Source organism: Caulobacter sp. P1_B12_2, assembly GCF_056406675.1.
In genome coordinates, this window is record NZ_JBFTZS010000332.1 from 1 (window position 1) to 5,270 (window position 5,270).

The 5,270-nt window shown below is 68.0% G+C and carries 4 protein-coding genes; 2 read left to right on the forward strand and 2 right to left on the reverse strand.

Going from position 1 to position 5,270, the window contains the following annotated elements:
- A partial coding sequence (dnaE, locus tag AC1DZ6_RS18300; protein WP_477098569.1) for a DNA polymerase III subunit alpha occupies window positions 1–3,071 on the reverse strand: 3,071 nt, incomplete at its 3' end.
- Window positions 3,072–3,092: 21 nt separating this feature from the next.
- Window positions 3,093–3,182, reverse strand: a complete 90-nt coding sequence (sidA, locus tag AC1DZ6_RS18305) for a cell division inhibitor SidA (protein WP_085953699.1) — start codon at window positions 3,180–3,182, stop codon at window positions 3,093–3,095.
- Between the two features lie 166 nt (window positions 3,183–3,348).
- Between sidA and AC1DZ6_RS18310 the strand changes: the two genes are divergently transcribed.
- Complete coding sequence (locus AC1DZ6_RS18310; RefSeq protein ID WP_477098570.1) at window positions 3,349–4,308, forward strand: nucleoside hydrolase; 960 nt, start codon at window positions 3,349–3,351, stop codon at window positions 4,306–4,308.
- A 65-nt stretch (window positions 4,309–4,373) separates the two neighbouring features.
- Window positions 4,374–5,270: hypothetical protein (locus tag AC1DZ6_RS18315; protein WP_477098571.1), on the forward strand; the 897-nt coding region annotated here is incomplete at its 3' end.

A 5,270-nucleotide genomic window follows, 5' to 3' on the forward strand; every position in this document is an offset into this window, starting at 1 on the left:
GCCTCGGGCGGGAACAGCACCTCGTACTCGCCGCTGGGATCCGACAGCGAGACGAAGGCGAAGCGCTCGCCGCTCTGCGAGGCGCGCTCCTGGCGGCGTCGGACCACGCCGCACATCCGGAAGGCTTCCATGCCGGCCTCGGCGCGCGGGATCACCTCGGTCAGCATGTGGGTGCGGCGGCGGCGCAGCACGCCGACCAGGTCGTCCAGCGGGTGGCCGGTCAGGTAGAAGCCGACGGCGGCCAGCTCCTCGTCCAGCAGGTCGACCTGGCTCCAGGGCTCCGTCTTCTTCAGGCGCGGCCGGCCGGCGGCCGGGTCGCCGCCGAACAGGGCGTGCTGGCCGCCCTGGCGATCGGCCGCGATGCTCTGGCCGTGGGCGATCAGCACGTCGGCCGAGGCGAAGATCTGAGCGCGGTTCTTGGACAGCGAGTCGAAGGCCCCGGCCCGCGCCAAGTTCTCGATCGCCCGCTTGTTGACCAGCTTGGGATCGACCCGCTCGACGAAGTCGAAGATGTCGCGGAACGGCCCGCCCTCCTCGCGGATGGCGACCAGGTGCTTCATGGCCTCCAGGCCGACGTTGCGCACGGCGCCTAGCGCGTACAGCACCTCGCCGTTCTCGACCTCGAAGTCGGCGCCCGAGCGGTTGACGTCCGGCGGCCGCACGGTGATGTCGAAGCGCCGGGCGTCCTGGTGGAAGACCGCCAGCTTGTCGGTGTTCGACAAGTCCAGGCTCATGGACGCGGCCAGGAACTCGACCGGCGTATTGGCCTTCAACCAGGCGGTCTGATAGGCGATCAGGGCGTAGGCGGCGGCGTGCGACTTGTTGAAGCCGTAGCCGGCGAACTTGGCCACCAGTTCGAAGATCGAGCCGGACTGCTCCTCCGGGACGCTCTTTTCCTTGGCCCCGGCGACGAAACGGATCTTCTGGAGATCCATTTCCTCCTTCTTCTTCTTGCCCATGGCCCGGCGCAGAWGGTCGGCTTCGCCCAGGCTATAGCCGGCCAGAATCTGGGCGATCTGCATCACCTGTTCCTGGTAGACGATGACGCCGTAGGTCTCCTTCAGCACCACCTCCAGCGAGGGGTGCAGGTTATCGACGGGCTTTCGGCCGAACTTGCAGTCCACGAAGGTGTCGATGTTGTCCATCGGACCCGGGCGGTACAGCGAGATCAGCGCGGTGATCTCCTCGATCGACCCGCAGCGCATCTTGCGCAGGGTGTCGCGCATGCCCTGGCTTTCCAGCTGGAACACGCCGACCGTCTGGCCGGAGGCGAGCAGTTCGTAGGTCTTGGTGTCGTCGAAGGGCAGCTTGCCCAGGTCGATGACCTCGCCGCGCTTGGCCAGGTGCTTCACCGCCCGGTCCAGCACGGTCAGGGTCTTCAGGCCCAGGAAGTCGAACTTCACCAGGCCGGCGCTCTCGACCCACTTCATGTTGAACTGGGTGGCCGGCAGGTCCGAGCGCGGATCCTTGTAGAGCGGGGTCAGTTGGGTCAGGGGCCGGTCGCCGATGACCACGCCGGCGGCGTGGGTCGAGGCGTTGCGGAACAGGCCTTCCAGCTGCAGCGCCACGTCCAGGCAGGCCTTGACGTTGCCGTCCTCGTCGCGAGCCTGCTTGAGGCGCGGCTCGATGTCGATGGCCTGGGCCAGGGTCACCGGCGCGGCCGGGTTGTTGGGCACCATCTTGCAGAGGCGGTCGACCAGGCCTAGCGGCAGTTGCATCACACGCCCGACGTCGCGCAGCACGGCGCGGGCCTGCAGGGAGCCGAAGGTGATGATCTGGGCCACGCGGTCGCGGCCGTACTTTTCCTGCACGTAGACGATCACCTCTTCCCGCCGCTCCTGGCAGAAGTCGATGTCGAAGTCGGGCATGGAGACCCGTTCCGGGTTCAGGAACCGCTCGAACAGCAGGCCGAAGCGCAGCGGGTCCAGGTCGGTGATGGTCAGCACCCAGGCGACCAGCGACCCGGCGCCCGAACCCCGTCCGGGGCCCACGGGGATGCCGTGTTCCTTGGCCCACTTGATGAAGTCCGACACGATCAGGAAGTAGCCGGGGAAGCCCATCTTGATGATGATGGACAGCTCGAAGTCGAGCCGTTCCCAGTAGATCTTCTCGTCGACGGCCAGCTCGAGGCCATCGAGGCGCATTCGCAGGCCTTCGCGAGCCTGGTGGGTCAGTTCCTCGGGCTCGCTGCGGCCGTCGCSGGTGGGGAAGCTGGGCAGGATCGGGTCGCGCTTCTGCACCATGAAGGCGCAGCGGCGGGCGATGTCGAGGGTGTTGTCGCAGGCTTCCGGCAGGTCGGCGAACAGCTTGCGCATGTCCTCGGCCGGCTTGAACCAGTGCTCGGGCGTGACCCGCCGGCGCTCGTCCTGGCCCACGAAGGCGCCGTCGGAGATGCACAGCAGGGCGTCGTGGGCGTCGTACAGGGACGGCTTGGCGTAATAGACGTCGTTGGTGGCGACCAGCGGCGCGTCGTGCTCATAGGCCCAGTGGACCAGCCCGGGCTCGGCGGCGGCCTGGCGCGGCAGGCCATGGCGTTGCAGCTCGACATAGAAGCGATCGCCGAACACCCGCTGCATCTCCGCCAGGGCGGCCTCGCCCTCGGCGGTCTTGCCGGCGGCTAGAAGGGCGTCGACCGGCCCGTCTGTGCCGCCCGACAGCAGGATCAGCCCCTCGGCGTGCTCGACCACCTTGGCCCAGGGCACCACCGGCTCGGCCATTTCGCCGCTCTCCAGATAGGCCATCGACGACAGTTCGGAGAGGTTCAAATAGCCCCGCTCGCTCTGAGCCAGCAGGGTGATGGTCGGCGTGCGGGCCCAGCGCTCGGTCGGCCCGGCCCCTACCCCGGACACCGCCAGGGCGCAGCCGATGATCGGCTGGACCCCGTAGTCCTTGGAATAGACGGAATATTCGAGCGCCCCGAACAGGTTGTTGCGGTCGACCAGCCCCGCGGCCGGCATGCCCGCCGCCGCGGCCAGGCCGGGGATCTTGTCGGCCTTGATGGCGCCCTCGAGCAGCGAATAGGCCGAGCGCACGCGAAGGTGGACGAACCCCTGCCCTTCATTGCCCGACATCATCGCACCTCGTTACACGACTCAGGCCACCAGATGGGCGACCGAGCACATCATCCAGACGAAGCTGGCGACAGATACAAGCGCCAAAGACTCACGTGCGATACGGACCATGGGGACCTCCTGCGGTCGTTGCTTGTTTGTTCTATATTCCACTTTTGTTCTCCTCCGCAAGAGACCCTCGTTCGATTGCGAGCTTTTTTGTCGCGGACGGCGCGATCATCCGTCGCGGCGGCGATTCCGGGTGGATTCAGCGAGGCGGATCGGCGCAGATCACGGCATGCGCCTGATCATCGACACCGACACCGCCGGGGACGACGTGTTCTCCCTGATGCTCGCCCTGCGCCGCCCCGGCGTCAGCGTCGAGGCCATCACCGTCGCCCACGGCAATGTCGGCTTCGAGCAGCACGCCGAGAACGCCCTGGCGACGCTGGAGGCCTGCGAGCGCGGCGGCGAGGTTCCGGTCTATCTGGGCGCCCAGCGGCCGTTCACCCGCGCGCCCCTGGATGCGGCCTATGTGTTTGGGGCCGATGGCATGAGCGACAGCGGCTTCCCCAAGGCCGCCCAACGCCCCTCCCCCGGCCATGCCGCCGATGAGATCGTGCGGCGCGTGATGGAATCGCCCGGCGAGATCACCGTGATCGCCCAGGCCGCACTGACCAACATCGCCCTGGCCTATCTTCGCGAGCCGCGCATCGCCCAGGCGGTCAAGCATCTGTGGATCATGGGCGGCACCGACAACGGGGTCGGCAACGTCACCCCAGCGGCCGAGTACAATCTCTATGTCGATCCCGAAGCCGCCAAGATCGTTGTCAACGCCGGCTTCTCGATGAGCATCGTCACCTGGACGGAGACCCTGCGCGACGGCCTGCTGACCGTGGAGCAGCTGGCGGCCCTGGACGCCCTGGGCACGCCGCGCTCGGCGTTCTTCACGAAGGTCAACCGCACCTCCCTGGCCTTCGCCCAGGCGACCCAGGGCCTGGACGGCAGCCTGCACCCCGACGCCCTGACCTGCGCCGTGGCGCTGGACGAGYGGCTGATCCTGGAGTCGGAGATGGCGGTCGTAGATGTCGAGACGATGGGCGAGCTGACGCGAGGCTATCTGAGCGTCTCCCACGCCATCCTACCGGATATCGAGGTGGCCGATCCGGCGCTGAAGCGACGGGCGCCGAACGCGCGGGTGATCAAGAAGATCGATCCAGCCGGGTTCTATGCGGCGCTGCGAAGCGCCCTCGCCTAACATCCAGGCGTTTAACGCAATTTCAGGATGCGGCGGGTTAGCGTTCCCCATTGGGGGAGAGAACCTTGCCAAGGTTCGTCGCGATCATGACCGCGATCACCGGCCTTGCGGCCGCGGGCCATGCTCGCGCCGAGGCCGACCTGTTCTCGCGCGACACCCTCTCCGGCCTGATCGACCTGCGACTGGGCGCCGCCGACGGCGAAACCGCCTGGATCGACGGCGGCCTGGGCAAGGCGCGGTTCGGCGACAGCGGCGAGGCCGCGCTCGGCGAGGCGTCCATCGTCTGGAACCCGCGCTTCTCGTCCCGGCTGGGCGCGGTGATCATCGCCCAGAGCCAGCAGGGCCAGGACCGCGTGGTCGATGTCGGCGAGGCCTATCTGACCTATCGCGGCGACATGACCGGCGGCGTGAGGCTGACCGCCCGCGCCGGACTGATGTACCCGCCGATCTCGCTGGAGCACGACGGACTGGAATGGTCCGTGCCCGACACCATCACCCCATCGGCGATCAATAGCTGGGTCGCCGAGGAGACCAAGGTCGTCGGCCTTGAGGCCACGGCGCGCGGCTCGATCGCCGGCCACAAGCTGAGCGCGACGCTCGGCGTCTTCACCCATGGCGACACGGCCGGCACCCTGCTGACCTTTCGCGGCTGGGCGCTGCACGACCTGAAGTCCAGCGCCACAGGCGACTTCCCTTTGCCGCCGCTCAGCCCGTTCATGGCCAAGCGGCAGGCGCCGTACACCACGCCGGTGCGCGAACTGGACGGCCGCGCGGGCGTCTATGCGCGCGTCGAGTGGCGGCCGAGCTCGCGCCTGGCGCTCGACCTGTTCGCCTATGACAACGACGGCGACCGCACCAGCGTCGATGCGCGTGAATGGTCCTGGGAGACCCGGTTCTTCAACCTGGGCGTCCGCTGGGACCTCGACGACGCCACCCACCTGCGCGTCCAGGCGATGCAGGGC

Bases quoted from the DNA above. Each gene is read 5' to 3' on its own strand.
- sidA (WP_085953699.1), bottom strand. From the start codon at position 3,182: ATGGTCCGTATCGCACGTGAGTCTTTGGCGCTTGTATCTGTCGCCAGC.